This window comes from Streptomyces sp. Root431, assembly GCF_001426585.1.
GTDB classification, from domain to species: Bacteria; Actinomycetota; Actinomycetes; order Streptomycetales; family Streptomycetaceae; genus Streptomyces; species Streptomyces stackebrandtii.
Genome location: NZ_LMEI01000007.1, coordinates 814947 through 830186, shown reverse-complemented (window position 1 = coordinate 830186; position 15240 = coordinate 814947). Strand labels below are relative to the sequence as shown.

General features: G+C 71.9%; 12 protein-coding genes. 2 read left to right on the top strand and 10 right to left on the bottom strand.

What is annotated here, in order from left to right:
• Window positions 1-44 precede the first annotated feature (44 nt).
• On the top strand, window positions 45-1028 hold the full coding sequence (locus ASC82_RS10960) for a slipin family protein (RefSeq protein WP_056644698.1): 984 nt from the start codon (window positions 45-47) through the stop codon (window positions 1026-1028).
• A 64-nt stretch (window positions 1029-1092) separates the two neighbouring features.
• Here ASC82_RS10960 and ASC82_RS10955 read toward each other — a convergent pair whose 3' ends face one another.
• The 8 genes from ASC82_RS10955 to ASC82_RS10920 all read right to left on the bottom strand — a co-directional run bounded on the left by ASC82_RS10955 (window position 1093) and on the right by ASC82_RS10920 (window position 11685).
• A complete protein-coding gene (locus tag ASC82_RS10955; protein ID WP_056644694.1) occupies window positions 1093-2793 on the bottom strand; it encodes a proline--tRNA ligase in 1701 nt (566 codons plus the stop codon).
• A gap of 109 nt (window positions 2794-2902) precedes the next feature.
• A complete protein-coding gene (locus ASC82_RS10950) occupies window positions 2903-3445 on the bottom strand; it encodes a GNAT family N-acetyltransferase (RefSeq protein ID WP_056644692.1) in 543 nt (180 codons plus the stop codon).
• A gap of 28 nt (window positions 3446-3473) precedes the next feature.
• Window positions 3474-4319 carry a GNAT family N-acetyltransferase gene (locus tag ASC82_RS10945; RefSeq protein WP_024755627.1) on the bottom strand — a complete coding sequence of 282 codons (846 nt, stop codon included), beginning with the start codon at window positions 4317-4319 and terminating at the stop codon, window positions 3474-3476.
• Window positions 4320-4568: 249 nt separating this feature from the next.
• The gene (gene ispG, locus ASC82_RS10940) at window positions 4569-5726 is read right to left on the bottom strand and encodes a flavodoxin-dependent (E)-4-hydroxy-3-methylbut-2-enyl-diphosphate synthase (protein WP_056644689.1); all 1158 of its coding nucleotides are present in this window, start codon (window positions 5724-5726) and stop codon (window positions 4569-4571) included.
• 141 nt (window positions 5727-5867) lie between these two features.
• On the bottom strand, window positions 5868-7175 hold the full coding sequence (locus ASC82_RS10935) for a site-2 protease family protein (protein WP_056644687.1): 1308 nt from the start codon (window positions 7173-7175) through the stop codon (window positions 5868-5870).
• Window positions 7172-8422 (bottom strand): 1-deoxy-D-xylulose-5-phosphate reductoisomerase, encoded by a 1251-nt coding sequence (gene dxr / locus ASC82_RS10930; RefSeq protein WP_056644686.1) that lies wholly within the window; start codon window positions 8420-8422, stop codon window positions 7172-7174. The genes ASC82_RS10935 and dxr overlap by 4 nt, the downstream gene beginning before the upstream one ends.
• Window positions 8423-8456: 34 nt before the next feature.
• Window positions 8457-9692: a 3-phosphoshikimate 1-carboxyvinyltransferase gene (gene aroA, locus ASC82_RS10925; RefSeq protein ID WP_056644683.1), complete on the bottom strand. Its 1236-nt coding sequence runs from the start codon at window positions 9690-9692 to the stop codon at window positions 8457-8459.
• Window positions 9693-9762: 70 nt separating this feature from the next.
• Window positions 9763-11685, bottom strand: a complete 1923-nt coding sequence (locus tag ASC82_RS10920; protein ID WP_056644681.1) for an acyl-CoA dehydrogenase family protein — start codon at window positions 11683-11685, stop codon at window positions 9763-9765.
• 235 nt (window positions 11686-11920) lie between these two features.
• On the opposite strand from ASC82_RS10920, the gene ASC82_RS10915 reads away from it, so the two are divergent.
• Complete coding sequence (locus ASC82_RS10915) at window positions 11921-12223, top strand: putative quinol monooxygenase (RefSeq protein ID WP_056644972.1); 303 nt, start codon at window positions 11921-11923, stop codon at window positions 12221-12223.
• Between the two features lie 115 nt (window positions 12224-12338).
• Here the strand turns inward: ASC82_RS10915 and ASC82_RS10910 are convergent, their stop codons facing one another.
• A complete protein-coding gene (locus ASC82_RS10910; RefSeq protein WP_056644678.1) occupies window positions 12339-13784 on the bottom strand; it encodes an aldehyde dehydrogenase family protein in 1446 nt (481 codons plus the stop codon).
• Window positions 13785-14183: 399 nt separating this feature from the next.
• Window positions 14184-15179, bottom strand: coding sequence for an EamA family transporter (locus ASC82_RS10905; protein ID WP_056644673.1), 996 nt, complete (start codon window positions 15177-15179; stop codon window positions 14184-14186).
• Between the last annotated feature and the right edge of the window lie 61 nt (window positions 15180-15240).

Here is a 15240-nt window from a genome sequence, read left to right as displayed (position 1 = left end):
GAATACCCTTTTTGTAGCGTTCGGCTCGATTCCAGGGGGCCGTGATGATCCAAGAGCTGTTGATGGCAGTGGCCGGCGCGGCCGCGGCGACGGCGGTGTACGCGGCCGCGGCGGCCCGGGTGGTGAAGCAGTACGAGCGCGGGGTCGTCTTCCGCTTCGGCCGGCTGCGCGACGAGGTGCGTCCGCCCGGATTCACGATGATCCTGCCGATCGCCGAGCGCCTCCACAAGGTCAACATGCAGATCGTCACGATGCCGGTGCCCGCGCAGGAGGGCATCACCCGGGACAACGTCACGGTGCGGGTGGACGCGGTCGTGTACTTCAAGGTGGTCGACGCGGCGGACGCGCTGGTGGCGGTGGAGGACTACCGGTTCGCGGTCTCGCAGATGTCGCAGACGTCGCTGCGGTCGATCATCGGCAAGAGCGATCTGGACGACCTGCTGTCGAACCGGGAGAAGCTCAACCAGGGCCTTGAGCTGATGCTCGACAGCCCGGCGATGGGCTGGGGCGTCGCCATCGACCGCGTCGAGATCAAGGACGTGTCGCTGCCGGAGACGATGAAGCGCTCGATGGCGCGGCAGGCGGAGGCGGACCGGGAGCGGCGGGCGCGGGTGATCAACGCGGACGCGGAGCTCCAGGCCTCGAAGAAGCTGGCGGAGGCGGCGGGAGTGATGTCCGCGCAGCCGGCGGCGCTCCAGCTGAGGCTGCTGCAGACGGTGATGGCGGTGTCGGCGGAGAAGAACTCGACGCTGGTCCTGCCGATCCCGGTGGAGCTCCTGCGCTTCCTGGAACGCGCGGCGCCGATGGCCGCGGGTACGGAGGCCGTGACGGCACCGGCTCCGGCGGAACCGGAGGCCGTGACCGCGGGGCCGTCGGCAGCGGGGACGGAGCCGGTGGCAGCGGAGCCCGTGCCGCCGCTTTTCGGCGAGGCGTATCTCAAGGGCCTGGGGGACGCGGCCGAGGCGGTCGAGGACCTGACGGGCGCGTCGGTGGAACCCTCCCCGAAGACGGACGACACCCCGGCGTGAGCCCGGACGACACGGAGCGGGGGGCGGGGCCGCTCGGGCCCCGCCCCCCGCTCCGTGGTGCGTCCTAGGCGGTCAGGCGGGCGATCGCCTCGTCGACCGTGAGCTCCTCGCGCTCGCCCGTGCGGCGGTCCTTCAGCTCCACGACGCCCTCGCCGGAGCGGCGGCCCGCGACCAGGATCTTCGGGACGCCGATGAGCTCCGCGTCGGTGAACTTGACGCCCGGGGAGACGCCCGCGCGGTCGTCGACCAGGACGCGCAGCCCGGCGGCGGCCAGCTTGTCGGAGACCTCGAGGGCCAGCTCGGTCTGGAGCGCCTTGCCGGCGGCGACGACGTGGACGTCGGCCGGGGCGACCTCGGCGGCCCAGCACAGGCCCTTGTCGTCGGCGGTCTGCTCGGCGAGCGCGGCGACGGCGCGGGTGACGCCGATGCCGTACGAACCCATGGTCACGCGGACCGGCTTGCCGTTCTGGCCGAGGACGTCGAGCTTGAGGGCGTCGGCGTACTTGCGGCCCAGCTGGAAGATGTGGCCGATCTCGATGGCGCGGTCCAGCGTCAGGCCGGTGCCGCACTTCGGGCACGGGTCGCCCTCCTGCACGACGACGACGTCGACGTACTCCTCGACCTCGAAGTCACGGCCCGCGACGACGTTCTTCGCGTGCATGCCGTCCTTGTTGGCGCCGGTGATCCACGCCGTGCCCGGCGCGACGCGCGGGTCGGCGATGTACTTCACCTTCTCCAGGCCCTGCGGGCCGACGTAGCCGCGCACCAGGTCCGCGCGCTCGGCGAAGTCGGCCTCGGTGACCAGCTCGACGGTCGCCGGGGCGAAGTGCTCCTCGACCTTGCCCAGGTCGACCTCGCGGTCGCCGGGGACGCCCACGGCGACGATCTCGCCGTCGACCTTCACCAGGAGGTTCTTGAGGGTGGCGGAGGCCTCCACGCCGAGCGAGGCCGCGAGGGTCTCGATGGTCGGGGTGTCGGGGGTGGGGATCTCCTCGGCGGCCGGGACGGCGGAGCCGTCGACCGGCTGGATCTCGTACGAGACCGCCTCGGTGTTCGCCGCGAAGTCGCAGTTCGGGCAGTCGGCGAAGGTGTCCTCGCCGGCCTCGGCCGGGGCCAGGAACTCCTCGGACTTCGAGCCGCCCATCGCACCGGCGGTGGCGGCGACGATGCGGTAGTCGAGGCCGAGGCGCTCGAAGATCCGCTGGTAGGCCTGGCGGTGCAGCGCGTAGGACTGGGCGAGGCCCTCGTCCTCCGTGTCGAAGGAGTACGAGTCCTTCATGAGGAACTCGCGGCCGCGGAGGATGCCGGCCCGGGGACGGGCCTCGTCGCGGTACTTGTTCTGGATCTGGTACAGGATGACCGGCAGGTCCTTGTAGGACGAGCACTGGTCCTTCACCAGGAGGGTGAAGATCTCCTCGTGGGTGGGGCCCAGGAGGTAGTCGGTGCCCTTGCGGTCCTGGAGGCGGAACAGCTCCGCGCCGTACTCGTCCCAGCGGCCGGTCGCCTCGTAGGGCTCGCGCGGCAGCAGGGCGGGGAGCAGGACCTCCTGCGCGCCGATCGCGTCCATCTCCTCGCGGACGACGCGCTCGACGTTCGAGAGCACCTTCAGGCCGAGGGGCAGCCAGCTCCAGATGCCGGCGGCGGTGCGGCGGACGTAGCCCGCGCGGACGAGGAGCTTGTGGCTGAGGACCTCGGCGTCCGCCGGGTCGTCGCGCAGCGTCTTCGCCATCAACTTCGACATGCGCTGGACCGGTGCGTTGGCCATGGTTCTCGTACTCCTGCCGGGACTGTGGGTCCCCCCTGCTCGAGCGCAGCCGAGAGCTCGGGGGAGGTGATTTCCCCGAGGTTAGCCGGGCCGCCCCGGGCAGGAGAAATCAGTTCCGGCGCTTGAGCGGCAGCGGGGCACCCATGACGGCGTACGGACGGGCCGCGCTCGGGAAGTGCACCCGGCGGGCGAGGTCGCCGTACCCGAGGGCGCGGTAGAGGCCGCGGGCCGGGGAGTCGGTGTCGATCGCGGAGAGGATCGAGCGCGACTCGGCCGCCGCGTCGGTGATCGTGGTGATCAGTTCACGGCCCACGCCGCGCCCCTGGAAGTCGGGGTGGACGTGGAGCTCGGTGATGACGAACGAGCCGTCGAGCCAGTCGGCGGTGCCCGTCGCGCGCAGGTACGGCTCCACGACGGTCGACCACCAGTGCGTACGGTCGTTGGGCATGCCGTACACGAAGCCGACGAGCCGGCCCTCGGACGTGGCCCCGTAGGCGCAGGCGCCGGGGCTCATGAGGTGGCGCAGCACGATGTGGCGGCGTACGGCGACCTCGTCCTGGTCCAGGCCGAAGGCGACCGCCTGCACGGCGAGCGCCTCGTCCACCTTGGCGGCGAGATTGACCGGTCCGATCACGACCTCTGCGTCATCCATGCGGCGCACCCTACAAGCGGCCGGGGCCTCAGAACAGCACGCTCATGAAGGCACCGGTCTCCCGGAAGCCGACGCGGCGGTACGAGGCCCTCGCGGGGGTGTTGTAGTCGTTGACGTACAGGCTGACCACGGGCGCGACGTCGGCGAGGGCGTACTGGAGGACGGCGGCCATGCCCGTCTCCGACAGGCCCTTGCCCCGGTGCTCGGGCGCGACCCACACGCCCTGGATCTGGCAGGCAAGGCGGGTCGCGGCGCCGATCTCGGCCTTGAAGACGACCTTGCCGTCCTCGATGCGGGCGAAGGAGCGGCCCGCGCCGACGAGCTCGGCGACCCGGGCCTGGTAGAGCAGTCCCCCGTCGTTGGCGAGCGGGGAGACGCCGACCTCCTCGGTGAACATGGCCACGCACGCGGGCATGATCGCTTCCATCTCGTTCTTGCGGACGCGACGGACCAGCGGATCGGGGGCCACCGTGACGGACGGCTCCTCGGCGATCATCAGCGGCTGCCGGGCCCTGACGTCCCTCGCCGGGCCCCAGCTGGGCTCCAGGAGCCGCCACAGCTCGGAGGTGGGCTCCACGGGGCCGACGATCGAGGAACAGCGACGGCCGATCCTGCGGGCCCGGTCGGCGAACGCGCGCACGGCCTCAGGGGTCGCGCAGATGGGGACGAGATTGGCGCCGGAGTAGCAGAGCGAGCGCAGCCGGCCCTCGGTGTACCAGCCCCACATCTCGCCGCCGAGCCGCCAGGGATCGAGCCCGGCGACCTGGACGCGCGCGGTCACGAAGGCGTTCTCGACGGGGGCGCTCTCCAGGACGGCCAAGGCGGCGCCGAGATCGGCGGGTTCGAGGACCCGGGTGGTGGTCTCTGTCAACACGAGGGGGCCTCACGGTACGGATCTGCTGGTCTCCGCACTTTACCCCTGTGCTGTTTTTTTGGGCTCGGTTCGCCTCCGGAGCGCTCCAGCCGGACTCACACCCCCGACCGTGCTCGCCCCCTCCTCCGTCGGGGGCTCCGCGCGCTCGGGGGTGTTCCCCCGGCCGCGCTCCTTCGGCTCACTCGCCCTGGTACGGCGAAGCCCCTCCGCCCTGGAAGGGGGAGGGGCTTCGGCGGAAGGTTCCGTGTGTCAGCCGGCGATGGCGATGGTCGGCTCGCCGCTGGCGACGCCGTCCTTCTCCATCTGCTCGGCGATCTTGAGCGCCTCTTCGATGAGGGTCTCGACGATCTTCGACTCGGGGACGGTCTTGATGACCTCGCCCTTGACGAAGATCTGGCCCTTGCCGTTGCCGGAGGCGACGCCGAGGTCGGCCTCGCGGGCCTCGCCCGGGCCGTTGACGACGCAGCCCATGACGGCGACGCGCAGCGGGACCGTCATGCCGTCGAGGCCGGCGGTGACCTCCTCCGCGAGCTTGTAGACGTCGACCTGGGCGCGGCCGCAGGACGGGCAGGAGACGATCTCCAGACGGCGCTGGCGCAGGTTCAGCGACTCCAGGATCTGGATGCCGACCTTGATCTCCTCGACCGGCGGCGCGGAGAGCGAGACGCGGATGGTGTCGCCGATGCCCTGGGAGAGGAGCGCGCCGAAGGCGACGGCCGACTTGATCGTGCCCTGGAAGGCCGGGCCCGCCTCGGTGACGCCGAGGTGCAGCGGGTAGTCGGACTGGGCGGCGAGCTGGCGGTAGGCCTCGACCATCACGACCGGGTCGTTGTGCTTGACCGAGATCTTGATGTCGCGGAAGCCGTGCTCCTCGAAGAGGGAGGCCTCCCAGAGGGCGGACTCGACGAGCGCCTCGGGGGTGGCCTTGCCGTACTTCTTCAGGAGCCGCGCGTCGAGCGAACCGGCGTTGACGCCGATGCGGATCGGGGTGCCGGCGTCGCCGGCAGCCTTCGCGATCTCCTTGACCTTGTCGTCGAACTGCTTGATGTTGCCCGGGTTGACGCGGACGGCCGCGCAGCCCGCGTCGATCGCGGCAAAGACGTACTTCGGCTGGAAGTGGATGTCGGCGATGACCGGGATCGACGACTTCCGGGCGATCGTGGCGAGCGCGTCGGCGTCGTCCTGCGTCGGGCAGGCCACGCGCACGATCTGGCAGCCGGAGGCGGTCAGCTCGGCGATCTGCTGGAGCGTGGCGCCGATGTCGGACGTGCGGGTCGTCGTCATCGACTGCACGGAGACGGGGGCGTCACCGCCGACGGCCACGCTGCCGACCTGGATCTGCCGGCTCTTGCGCCGCTCGGCGAGCCGGGTCGGGACGGTCGGGATACCGAGAGCAATCGCGGTCATCTTCTGTGCAACCTCAAGGTTGTGCGTCGGCGGTCTCAGGTCTCCGAGGTTACCGCCCCTGGGGCGGGGGGCCGGACACCAGCGGGTCCGAGCCCCCCTTGGGAACTGCTCGTGGAACTGCGTACGAAGCCGTGTGAACGGCTACGTCAGCCTCACCGGGTTGACGATGTCGGCGGCGAGGACGAGCAGGGTGAAGCAGACGAAGACGCCGGCCACCACGTACGCGGCGGGCATCAGCTTGGCCACGTCGAACGGGCCCGGGTCGGGGCGCTTGAAGATCCGGGCCGTGTGGCGGCGTACGGATTCCCACAGGGCGCCCGCGATGTGGCCGCCGTCGAGCGGCAGCAGCGGAAGCATGTTGAACAGGAACAACGAGACGTTGAAGAACACCAGGAGGTTCATGAACATCACGAGGATCCGCTCCGGCGGAGCGTCGACGGTCATGAGCTCGCCGGTGAGCCGGGCCGCGCCGACGACGCCGACCGGGGAGTCCGAGGCGCGCTCCCCGTCGCCGAAGGTGGCGTCCCAGAGGCCCGGGATCTTGCCGGGGAGGGCGACGACCGAGTGGACGCCGTTCTCCAGCAGGTCGGACATCCGTTCGGTGGTCTCGCCGAAGGTGAGGGCGCCGACCTCGGTCTTCGAGGCGAAGCCGAGATAGCCGGCGTCGATGTACTGGAGGGGCTGGACGACCTGGCCGTCCTCGTCCTTCCTCGGCACCTTGTTGGAGACGAGCGTCGGGTGCAGGTCGATGCGCTGGCCGCCCCGCTCGACGGTGATGGTCGCCGCCCCGATGGTGTCGCGGATGCGGTCCGAGAGCGTGTCCCAGTCCCCCACCGGCGCGCCGTTGAAGGCGACGATCTTGTCGCCCTCCCGGAGACCGGCCTTGAACGCCGGCGAGACGGGGTCGCCCGTCTGGCACTTCTCGCGCTTCTCGCTCTGCTTGATGACGCACTTCTGAACGCCGGCGACCTTGGTCGTCTGGCCCTCGATGCCCAGCGTCATCATCGAGCCGAAGAACAGCGCCGCCGCCAGGACCAGGTTCATGAACGGTCCGGCGAACATCACGATCACGCGCTTCCACGGCTTGCGCGTGTAGAAGAGCCGCGTCTCGTCGCCCGGCTGGAGTTCCTCGTACGAGGCCTCGCGGGCGTCCTCGATCATCGAGCGCCAGGGCGAGGTGGAGCGGGCCTCGATCTTGCCGTCCTCGCCCGGCGGGAACATGCCGATCATGCGGATGTAGCCGCCGGCCGGGACGGCCTTGATGCCGTACTCGGTCTCGCCGCGCTTCTTCGACCAGATCGTGGGGCCGAAGCCGACCATGTACTGCGGCACGCGGATGCCGAAGATCTTGGCCGTCGAGAGGTGGCCCAGCTCGTGCCACGCGATGGAGACGAGGAGGCCGAGGGCGAACAGCACGATGCCCAGCGTGTACAAGAGCACTTCGGTCATGCGCGCGCCTCCGCCGTTGCCTTCGCTGCGAGCTCACGGGCCCGGGCCCGTGCCCAGGTCTCCGCTTCGAGGACGTCCGGGACGGTGAGGGAGGTTCCCGTACCGGGAACGCCGTGCTCCGCGACGACCGCTGTGACCGTATCCATGATGCCGTTGAACGGCAGCCGTCCGGCGAGAAACGCCTCGACGCACTCCTCGTTCGCCGCGTTGAAGACGGCGGGGGCCGTGCCGCCGAGTTCGCCGACGTGCCGGGCGAGGCCGACCGAGGGGAACGCCTCCGTGTCGAGCGGGAAGAACTCCCAGGTGGAGGCCTTGGTCCAGTCGAAGGCGGGGGCCGCGTCCGGGACGCGCTCGGGCCAGCCGATGCCGATGGCGATCGGGCCGCCCATGTCCGGCGGGGTGGCCTGGGCGAGCGTCGAGCCGTCCGTGAACTCCACCATCGAGTGGACGTACGACTGGGGGTGCACGACGACCTCGATGCGGTCGAAGGGGATGTCGTACAGCAGGTGCGCCTCGATGACCTCCAGGCCCTTGTTCACCAGGGTGGCGCTGTTCACCGTGATCACCGGGCCCATGGCCCAGGTCGGGTGGGCCAGCGCGTCCTCGCGGGTGACGTGGGCCAGCTGCTCGCGCGTACGGCCGCGGAAGGGGCCTCCGGAGGCGGTGACGACCAGCTTGCGGACGTCGGCGCGGGTGCCGGCGGCGAGCGCCTGGAAGAGGGCCGCGTGCTCGGAGTCGACCGGGATGATCTGACCCGGCTTGGCGAGCGCCTTGACCAGCGGGCCGCCGACGATCAGCGACTCCTTGTTGGCGAGGGCGAGGGTGCGGCCGGCTTCGAGGGCGGCGAGCGTGGGCGCGAGGCCGATGGAGCCGGTGATGCCGTTGAGCACGGTGTGGCACGGCGAGGCGGCGAGCTGGGTGGCGGCCTCGGGGCCCGCCAGGAGCTCGGGCAGCGGCTCGGAGCCGTACAGCGCGGTCAGCGCCTCGCGCAGCTCGGGCAGCACCTCCTCGCGGGCGACCGCGACCGCGGCGACCTTCAGCCGGTGCGCCTGCTCGGCGAGCAGTCCGACCCGGCCGCCCGAGGCGGCCAGGGCCGTGACCCGGAAGCGGTCGGGGTTGCGCAGCACCAGGTCGATGGCCTGCGTGCCGATGGACCCGGTCGAGCCGAGGACGACGATGTCCCGGCGTCCTTCGGAGACGTCGAAGGCGATATGGGGATCGGCGAGAGGAGAGGGGCGGTCGCTCATGCCCCCCATTCTTGCCGCAAACGCTGTGCGGACTTCACGGGGTGTGGACAAACGCGTCGAAGACCCGGTGGAAGTCGGGGAACGTCTTCTTCACACAGCCGGGGTCGTCGAAGGTGATCCCGGGGGTGCGCAGGGCGGTGACGGCGAAGGACATGACGATCCGGTGGTCGCCGTGGGTGGCGATCTCGACGGGTCCGGTGGGGGTGCCGGGGTGGATCTCGATCCAGTCGGGGCCGGTGTGCACGGTGATGCCGAGGCGGCGCAGGTTCTCGGCGCAGGCGTCGAGGCGGTCGCACTCCTTGACCCGCGTGTTGGCGACGTCCTCGATGCGGACGGGGCCGTCGGCGAAGGGCGCGAGGGCGGCGAGGGTCGGCATGGTGTCGGAGATGTCCCGCATGTTGACGGTGAGTCCGCGCAGGGTGCCGGTGGAGCGGACGGTCGTCCCGGTGTCGGTGATCTCGACGTCGGCGCCCATGCGGCGCAGCACGTCGACGAAGGCCAGGTCGCCCTGGAGCGCGCCGGTGCCGAGGCCGGGGACGGTGACGGAGCGGCCCGGTTCGAGGGCGGCCGCGGCGAAGAAGTAGCTGGCGGTGGAGGCGTCGGGCTCGATGCCGTACGTCCTCGCCCGGTAGCCGGTGGGGGCGACCCGGTAGGTCCGGCCGTCCTGGCGCACGTCGGCGCCGAAGGCCCGCATCATCGCGAGGGTGATCTCGACGTACGGCTCCGAGACGAGGTCGGTGACGGTGATGTCGAGGCCCTCGGCTGTGAGCGGGCCCAGCATGAGCAGGGCCGTCAGGTACTGGGAGGACTGCCCGGCGTCGAGGGTGAGCGCGCCGCCCTTCACGCCCTGGGCGTGGACGTCCAGCGGGTGGTGGCCCTCCTTCTCGCCGTGCCGGAGGTCGACGCCGAGGGTCCGCAGGGCCTCGGTCAGGGGGGCGAGGGGGCGCCGCCTCATCTGGGCCGAGGCGTCGAAGCGGTACGTGCCGCGGCCCGCGGCGGCGAGGGTGGGCAGGAAGCGGGCGGTGGTGGCGCCGTCGCGGCAGTAGACGTCGGCGGTCTCCGCGCCGGGGCCCGCGGGGCGGCCCTCGATGTGCCAGGCGTCGGGCTCGCGGCGGACGGCGTAGCCGAGGGCGGTGAGGCCCTCGGCGAAGCCCTCGGTGTCGTCGGAGACGAGCGGCCGCAGGAGGGTCGTGGTGCCCTCCGCCGCGGCGGCGAGGAAGAGCGCGCGGGCGGTGACGGACTTGGAGCCGGGGATGTCGATGACGGTCACGGACGTCATCCTGCCGTGTCGCCCCGAGGGGAGGGACCGCGTCCCGCATGGCGGAACGCGGTCCCGGCGCTCAGGGGATCCGGCGGTGGACGTTCTCCTCGGCCGACGGGCCCGGGGTGGCGTCCGCGATCCAGGGGCCGTCGTCGCCGGGGTCGACGATGCCTGCCTCCAGCCACGTGTACCGGCCGTCGAGGACGCCGTCGACGATCCGCCGGTCGAGGTCGTCGGTGTTGGACCAGAGGCGGCCGAAGAGCTCCTCGGTCCGCAGCCGGGCCTGGCGGCAGAAGGCGTCCGCGAGCTCGTGCGCCTCCCGGCCGTGGTCGCCGGTGGTGCGGAGGAGCTCGGCCCGTACGCAGGCGGCGCTCATCGCGAAGAGCTCCGCGCCGATGTCGACGATCCGCCCGAGGAAGGCCTGCTTGAGCTCCATGCGGCCCTGCCAGCGGGACATCGCGTAGAAGGTCGAGCGGGCGAGCTTGCGGGAGGTCCGCTCGACGTACCGGAGGTGGCCCGCGAGGTCGCCGAACTCTCCGTACGCCCCCGGCAGCTGCCCCGGCCCGGCGACGAGTCCGGGCAGCCAGCGGGCGTAGAAGCCGCCGGCCCGCACGCCGGCCTTCGCCTTGTCGCCGAGGGAGGTGGCGGGGTCGATGAGGTCGCCGGCGACGGAGAGGTGGGCGTCGACGGCCTCGCGGGCGATCAGCAGGTGCATGATCTCGGTCGAGCCCTCGAAGATCCGGTTGATCCGCAGGTCGCGCAGGAGCTGCTCGGCGGGGACCGCGCGCTCGCCGCGGGCGGCGAGGGAGTCGGCGGTCTCGTAGCCGCGTCCGCCGCGGATCTGGACGAGCTCGTCGGCGATCAGCCAGGCCTTCTCGGAGCCGTACAGCTTGGCGAGGGCGGCCTCGATGCGGATGTCGTTGCGGTCCTCGTCGGCCAGCTGGGAGGCGAGGTCGACGACGGCCTCCAAGGCGAAGGCGGTGGCCGCGATGAAGGAGATCTTGGTGCCGACGGCCTCGTGGCGGGCGACGGGCCCGCCCCACTGCTCGCGGACCCCCGACCATTCGCGGGCGATCTTCAGACACCACTTGGCGGCGCCCGCGCAGGCCGCGGGGAGCGAGAGGCGGCCGGTGTTGAGGGTGGTGAGGGCGATCTTGAGGCCGCTGCCCTCGGGGCCGATGCGGTGGGAGGCCGGGACGCGGACGCGATGGAAGCGGGTGACGCCGTTCTCCAGGCCGCGCAGCCCCATGAAGGCGTTGCGGTGCTCGACGGTGATGCCGGGCGAGCCGGCCTCGACGACGAAGGCGGTGATGCCGCCGCGGTGGCCCTCGGAGGCGGGCACGCGGGCCATGACGACCAGCAGGTCGGCGACGACCCCGTTGGTGGTCCACAGCTTCACCCCGTCGAGGACGTACGTGTCGTCCTCCGGCACGGCGGTGGTGGCGAGACGGGCCGGGTCGGAGCCGACGTCGGGCTCGGTGAGGAGGAAGGCGGAGAGGTCGGTACGGGCGAGCCGGGGCAGGAACGCGTCCTTCTGCTCCTGGGTGCCGAAGAGCTTCAGGGGCTGCGGTACGCCGATCGACTGGTGCGCGGAGAGCAGGGCGCCGACGGCGGGGCTCGCGGAGCCGACGAGGGCCAGGGCGCGGTTGTAGTACAGCTGGGTGAGGCCGAGACCGCCGTACGCCGTATCGATCTTCATCCCGAGCGCGCCGATCTCCTTCAGCCCGGTGATCGTCTCGTCGGGGATGCGGGCCTCGCGCTCGATGCGGGCGCCGTCGATCCGGGTCTCGCAGAACGTCCTGAGGGTCGCGAGAAAGGCCTCCCCGCGCCGGACGTCCTCGTCGGCGGGGAGCGGGTGGGGGTGGATGAGGTCGAGCCGGAAGCGGCCGAGGAAGAGTTCCTTGGCGAAGCTCGGCTTGTGCCAGTCCTGCTCGCGCGCGGCCTCGGCGGTCTGCCGTGCCTCGTGTGCCGTGACCTTGGGCCGCTGGGTGGGGGCGGACATGGACACCTCCTGGGGCTGTCTGTCCGTCGTACCCGATTTCCCCGGGTTCGGAAAGACGAGCGGGAGCGCCTTCGCCCGATCGCGGTGTCCTCGCGATCGCCCGCGTCCGCATGCTCGCCGGAGTCCGCCTGATCGCCCGCGCGTCCGCATGTTCGCCGGAGTCCGCCTGGTCGCCCGCGTCCTCCTGCTGAGACGTCCCGGCCGCCGGGGCGGGCGCCCGCGTAGGGTCCGCGCCATGTCGCAGCCGATCAAGCTCATCATCCACATCACCACCCTGCCGGGCCGGGGCGCGGAGCAGGTCGCCGCCTTCGAGGCCCTCGCGCCCCTCGTACGGGCCGAGGACGGGTGCCTCCGGTACGACCTCCACCGGGTGGCCGACGACCCCGACCGCTTCGTCCTGATCGAGCGCTGGGCCTCGGCCGGGGCCCTCGCCGCGCACGACGTCGCCCCGCACATGACGGCGGCGGACGCGGCGAACAAGGCCTTCCGCGCGAAGCCCGCCGAGGTCGTGCGGCTCGTCGACGCACCCGTGGCGTGACGAGGACGGCCTCCCGCGGCGTGACGAGGACGGCCTGACGAAACGCGCATGACGAAAGACGGTCCGAGCCCCCGCACAGTGGGCTCGGACCGTCTGGTTCGGTGAGGCGTACGCCTTAGAGGGCGAGGCCCGTCAGGACGAGCACGCGCTCGTACGTGTAGTCGTCCATCGCGTACTTGACGCCCTCGCGGCCGACGCCGGAGCGCTTGGCGCCGCCGTACGGCATCTGGTCGGCGCGGTAGGACGGGACGTCGCCGACGATCACGCCGCCGACCTCAAGGGCGCGGTGGGCGCGGAAGGCGGTCTGCAGGTCGTGCGTGAAGACGCCCGCCTGGAGGCCGAAGTCCGAGTCGTTGACCGCGGCGAAGGCCTCGGCCTCGCCGTCGACCTTGGCGATCGTGAGGACCGGGCCGAAGACCTCGGCGCGGGCCAGGGTCACGTCGGCCGGGAGGTCGGTGAGGACGGTCGGGGCGTAGGTGGCACCCTCGCGCTTGCCGCCGACGAGGAGCTTGGCGCCGGCCGCGACGGCCTCGTCGACCCAGCCCTCGACGCGCTGGGCGGCGGCCTCGTCGACCAGCGGGCCGACGTCGGTGGCGGCGTCGGACGGGTCACCGGTGACCTGGGCCTCGACGGCGGCGACGATCTTCGGCACCAGGCGGTCGTAGACCGAGGCGTCGGCGATCACGCGCTGCACGGAGATGCAGGACTGGCCGCCCTGGTAGTTGGAGAAGGTGGCGATGCGGCTCGCCGCCCAGTCCAGGTCGGCCTCGGAGGACCAGTCGGGCAGGACCACGGCCGCGGCGTTGCCGCCGAGCTCCAGGGTGCAGTGCTTGTGCGGCACCGACTCCTGGATGGCGTAGCCGACCTTGTCCGAACCGGTGAAGGAGATGACCGGGAGGCGCTCGTCCTTGACCAGGGCGGGCATGCGGTCGTTCGGCACGGTCAGGATCGACCAGGAGCCGGCCGGCAGCTCGGTCTCGGCCAGGAGCTCGCCCAGGATCAGGGAGGAGATCGGCGTCGACGGGGCCGGCTTGAGGATGATGGGGGCGCCGACGGCGATGGCCGGGGCGACCTTGTGGGCGCTGAGGTTCAGCGGGAAGTTGAACGGCGCGATGCCGAGGACGACGCCCTTGGGGATACGGCGGGTCAGCGCGAGGCGGCCCGCGCCACCGGCCTCGGTGTCCAGGCGCTGGGCCTCGCCGGCGTTCCAGCGGCGGGCCTCCTCGGCGGCGAAACGGAAGACGGAGACGGCACGGCCGACCTCGCCGCGGGCCCACTTGATGGGCTTGCCGTTCTCGGCGGAGATCACCAGGGCGATCTCCTCGGTGCGCTCGGCGAGCCGCTTCGACACGTGGTCGAGGGCGGCGGCGCGGACGTGCGCCGGGGTCGCGGCGAACTCGTCGACGACGGCGTGCGCGGCGGCGACGGCCTCCTCGACCTGGGCCTCGGTGGGCACGCTGACCTTGCCGACCAGACGTCCGTCGAAGGAGTTCGTGACGTCGAAGGTGGCCTCGCCGGTGGCCTCGCGGCCGGCGAGCCAGAAGGCGTGGGTGGTCGTCATTGCGTCCCGGCCCTTTCCGTATCGGGGGTGCGAGCGATCGCTCTCCTCACACGTTAGGGCCGGGGCGCCGGACGCGGGCTTGTCCGGTATGGAGTAGTGGGGTGTCGGCTCTGTCCGCTTCGGCCGAAGCGGACAGGTGGCGGTCACCGGGGTGCGTACGCGGGTGTCACCAGCGTTCGTACACCGATACGGGCCGCTCCCCCGCGCCCCGGCGCACGACGGCCCGGTCCTCGAACGTGAACAGGTGGCCGAGGGTGCCCGCGCACCCCCTCCCCACGCGGTCACGGAAGACCGGCCGTCCTCCTCCTCGCCGGTGGCGGCGTCGAAGACGTACAGCGTGTCCCCGTACTTCTCACGTGACACTTCCGACGTCAACGGCCCAGGGTTGGCGATCGTTGATCACCCGCGCCGCTCGGTCGACACGATGAGCCAGACACCGGCCACGACGATCGCGCCGCCGAGGAGGAGGGGCCAGGTCAGCGCCTCGTTCAGGACGAGGGCGCCGAGCGCGACCGCGACGACCGGATTGACGTACGCGTACGTGGCGACCAGGGAGATCGGGGCGGCCTGGAGGAGCCAGGCGTACGCGGTGAAGGCGATCAGCGAGCCGAAGACGACCAGATAGGCGAGGGCGGCCCAGGAGCGGGTGGAGACCTCGGAGAGGTCGAGGCCGTGCTGCTCGCCGCGGACCAGGCCGACGGCGAGGCCCGCGAGGCCGCCGGCGATCATCTCGTACGCGCTGGCGGTGAAGGGGTTGGCCGGCATCGGCAGGCGCGAGGAGGAGAAGGAGCCCACGGACCAGCTGAGGGTCGCGGCGACGACGAGGAAGACGCCGCCGATCCGGACGTCGCCGCTGAGTCCGGGGAGGGTCAGGACGGCGAGCCCTGCGAGCCCGAGGAGTACGCCCGCGGTGCCGCCGAGGGTGGGCCGCGTGCCGGAGACGGCCTTGAGGATGACGACCCAGGCGGGGACGACGGCGATGAGGAGCGCGGCAAGGCCGGACGGGATGGAGGTCTCGGCGAGGACGACGAGGCCGTTGCCGCCGAGGATGAGGAGCAGGCCGACGAGGACCGCCGAGGCGAGCTCCCGGCGGGTCACCTTGAGGGCGGCGGGGCCCTGCCGCCAGGCGATGATCCCGGCCAGGAGCAGTCCGGCGGTGACGAAGCGGGCGCCGGCGGAGAGGAAGGGCGGCATCGTCTCCACGACGATCCGGATACCGAGGTACGTCGACCCCCAGACGACGTACACGATGCCGAGCGCGGCCCATACGGCGCCGGTGATCCGACGACCGGCCGCCGCCGCGGGCTTGGCGGTACGGGTACGGGTGCCGGGATCGGCTTCCGGGATGGTGGCCTGCTGCGTCTCGGGGGCCGGATCGACGGCGGGGCTTGTCATGTACGGGAGAGTAGGGAGTCCGGGCGGCAATAGCCAAGAAATCTGCCCGCGTCCGGGCAGG

Bases quoted from the DNA above. Each gene is read 5' to 3' on its own strand.
- ASC82_RS10955 (WP_056644694.1), bottom strand. From the start codon at position 2,793: ATGGCCAACGCACCGGTCCAGCGCATGTCGAAGTTGATGGCGAAGACG.
- ispG (WP_056644689.1), bottom strand. From the start codon at position 5,726: ATGACCGCGATTGCTCTCGGTATCCCGACCGTCCCGACCCGGCTCGCC.
- ASC82_RS10905 (WP_056644673.1), bottom strand. From the start codon at position 15,179: ATGACAAGCCCCGCCGTCGATCCGGCCCCCGAGACGCAGCAGGCCACC.
- ASC82_RS10920 (WP_056644681.1), bottom strand. From the start codon at position 11,685: ATGTCCGCCCCCACCCAGCGGCCCAAGGTCACGGCACACGAGGCACGG.
- ASC82_RS10935 (WP_056644687.1), bottom strand. From the start codon at position 7,175: ATGACCGAAGTGCTCTTGTACACGCTGGGCATCGTGCTGTTCGCCCTC.
- ASC82_RS10950 (WP_056644692.1), bottom strand. From the start codon at position 3,445: ATGGATGACGCAGAGGTCGTGATCGGACCGGTCAATCTCGCCGCCAAG.
- dxr (WP_056644686.1), bottom strand. From the start codon at position 8,422: ATGAGCGACCGCCCCTCTCCTCTCGCCGATCCCCATATCGCCTTCGAC.
- ASC82_RS10915 (WP_056644972.1), top strand. From the start codon at position 11,921: ATGTCGCAGCCGATCAAGCTCATCATCCACATCACCACCCTGCCGGGC.
- ASC82_RS10960 (WP_056644698.1), top strand. From the start codon at position 45: ATGATCCAAGAGCTGTTGATGGCAGTGGCCGGCGCGGCCGCGGCGACG.
- ASC82_RS10910 (WP_056644678.1), bottom strand. From the start codon at position 13,784: ATGACGACCACCCACGCCTTCTGGCTCGCCGGCCGCGAGGCCACCGGC.